This is a genomic window from Mesotoga sp. B105.6.4 (assembly GCF_002896535.1).
Lineage (GTDB): Bacteria > Thermotogota > Thermotogae > Petrotogales > Kosmotogaceae > Mesotoga.
On sequence record NZ_JWIM01000131.1, the window covers coordinates 1 to 2,374 of the forward strand.

Consider the following 2,374-nt stretch of genomic DNA (forward strand, 5'->3'; position numbering starts at 1 on the left):
GCGGCATACCAGTCCGATCTAATCGAGGATCCTCAGTGGAAGATGCAGATCGAGGCTCTGGAGTTCACGAAGTTCAGGCCTTTCATTCTTGAGGCACCGCTGTGGTATGAGACTTTGCAGGTTGCCACTGAAGAAGCCATTTACGGTACAAAAACTCCCGATCGAGCTCTAAATGATGCACAGAAACTAATAGAAGCCGAGATTCAGAAATACAAGATGACTCACTGAAAGTAACGACGGATAGCAGGACCCGGAAATCTCTTCGGTGTCCTGCTTTCCGTAATCGCTCTGTGAAGGGAGAGCCTGAAGGATGGGAAGAAAACGAAGCAAGTATTTCAGAAGGAAGAACCTCGCCGGCTACCTCTTCGCGGCACCCTGGCTGATCGGGCTGTCGGCCTTCGTCCTCGCTCCGATACTGGCAACACTCTTTCTCAGTTTCACAAGTTACGACATGATCAATGCCCCGCGCTGGATAGGGCTGACTAACTACAAAATACTCTTCACGCTCGACCCCGGATTCTGGAAAGCGCTGGGAAATACTTTTTACTACATGTTCGGGTCGGTTTTTCTCAAGGTCTTCACCGGCCTTATCTTTGCTCTGCTTCTAAGTAGTGCCCTGAAAGGGATGCGGATTTTCAGAACCATCTATTTCCTCCCTGTTGTCCTTCCCTCGATTCCGGTGATGTTCTTATGGATGATGATGTTCAATCCCAGGAGCGGTCTAATAAACCAGTTGCTTGGATTCATAGGTATTAAAGGTCCCCTCTGGCTGAACTCGCCTCAGTGGTCTAAACCGGCTATGATCCTTATGAGCCTTTGGGGGATAGGCGGTATTATCGTCATCTTTCTGGCTGGTCTTCAGGACGTTCCCGAGTATCTCTACGAAGCCGCAGAACTTGACGGGGCTAACAAGCTTCAGATGTTCTGGCGTATCACTGTCCCCATGATCATGCCAGTCATCTTCTTCAATACCGTCACTGGTCTCATAGCCGCTTCCCAGGTCTTTGCAGAGTCCTACATAATGACTGCAGGTGGCCCATTGGAATCGACTACCTTCGTGAACCTTAAGATATACCTGCTAGCCTTCAAAGACGTTAGGATGGGATATGCTTCGGCAATGTCATGGGTGATGTTCATGATACTGGTCCCGATGACGATCCTTCTTTTCAGAATCTCCAGAAAATGGATGGACTACTGAGGGAGTGATTGTCATGAGAGGTTTATGCAGAGCGAAATCAATAAGAAGTTTTACGATATATGGGGTCCTCGGTTTTTTTAGTGTGGTCTACTTGATACCGCTCTTCTGGATGGTGTCGACTTCACTCAAACCGGACGCACAGATCATGTCTATACCGATGCGTTGGTTTCCCGATCCTCCCCAGTGGAGCAACTACGCAAAGGCAGTGGATAGTTTTCCCTTTTTCAGATATTTCTTCAACACACTGTTCCTAACCTCAATGAATGTTCTGGGCAATACCCTCACGGCCTCACTGGTCGCATACAGTTTCTCCAAGTTGCAGTGGAAAGGCAGGAATTTGATCTTCTACATCACTATTGCCACTATGTTCATACCCGGCCAAGTTCTCATAATACCGGTCTATATACTCTTCACTCAACTCGGTTGGGTGAACACCTATCTTCCCCTTATAGTACCGGCCTTTTGCGGGGGAGGCGCTTTCAACATCTTCCTCTTGCGGCAGTTTTTTATCTCCATTCCAGACGAGTTAATGGAATCGGCCAGGATAGACGGAGCTTCGGAGTTCAAGATCTTCAGAAAGATAATACTGCCACTCTCGACACCGGCTCTCTTTACGGTGGCCCTTTTCACCATCGTTTTCACCTGGAACGATTTCTTCGGTCCACTGATTTATCTCCATGATCCGTCCATGTGGACTCTTGCAATCGGGTTGCGAGGCTTTCAGCAGCAGTATTCGACAAACTGGAATCTTTTGATGGCCGCCTCTACACTCACGGCCCTTCCGTTGATAATTCTCTACTTCGTCGCACAGGACAAAATGATGCGCGGCTTCACGCTGAGGGCAGGAATAAGATGAAGAGCACCGGAATGGATCCCTTCAAAAGGATTGCAGCCATATTGGGAGTCTCCTTGCTGGCAGTCATATCTCTTGGTAAGATTGAAAAAGTGTACCTGATTCCCTTCAGTCATCAAGATATCGGCTTCACGGGAACGCAGCTCGAGGTAGAAAGATACTACATTGAGATGTACAACGACCTTCTAGACTTCATGGATAGTTTCCCTGACTTTAGATTCACCGTCGAGACCTTCTGGCAATTTGATTGCTGGCTGAGATCTAATCCCGAAAGCGATCTGGTTGAACGGTACAGTGCTTATGCCAGGGAAGGCAGACTGGAC

General features: G+C 48.2%; 3 protein-coding genes and 1 pseudogene. All 4 read left to right on the forward strand.

Going from position 1 to position 2,374, the window contains the following annotated elements:
* Positions 1 to 228, forward strand: a pseudogene (locus RJ60_RS15730) (hypothetical protein); the annotation flags it as partial.
* Between the two features lie 82 nt (positions 229 to 310).
* A complete protein-coding gene (locus RJ60_RS15080; protein WP_099830107.1) occupies positions 311 to 1,198 on the forward strand; it encodes a carbohydrate ABC transporter permease in 888 nt (295 codons plus the stop codon).
* Positions 1,199 to 1,211: 13 nt separating this feature from the next.
* A complete protein-coding gene (locus RJ60_RS15085; protein ID WP_099830108.1) occupies positions 1,212 to 2,054 on the forward strand; it encodes a carbohydrate ABC transporter permease in 843 nt (280 codons plus the stop codon).
* The coding region (locus tag RJ60_RS15090; RefSeq protein WP_146028960.1) for a hypothetical protein at positions 2,051 to 2,374 on the forward strand (324 nt) is incomplete at its 3' end. The genes RJ60_RS15085 and RJ60_RS15090, both read left to right, overlap by 4 nt.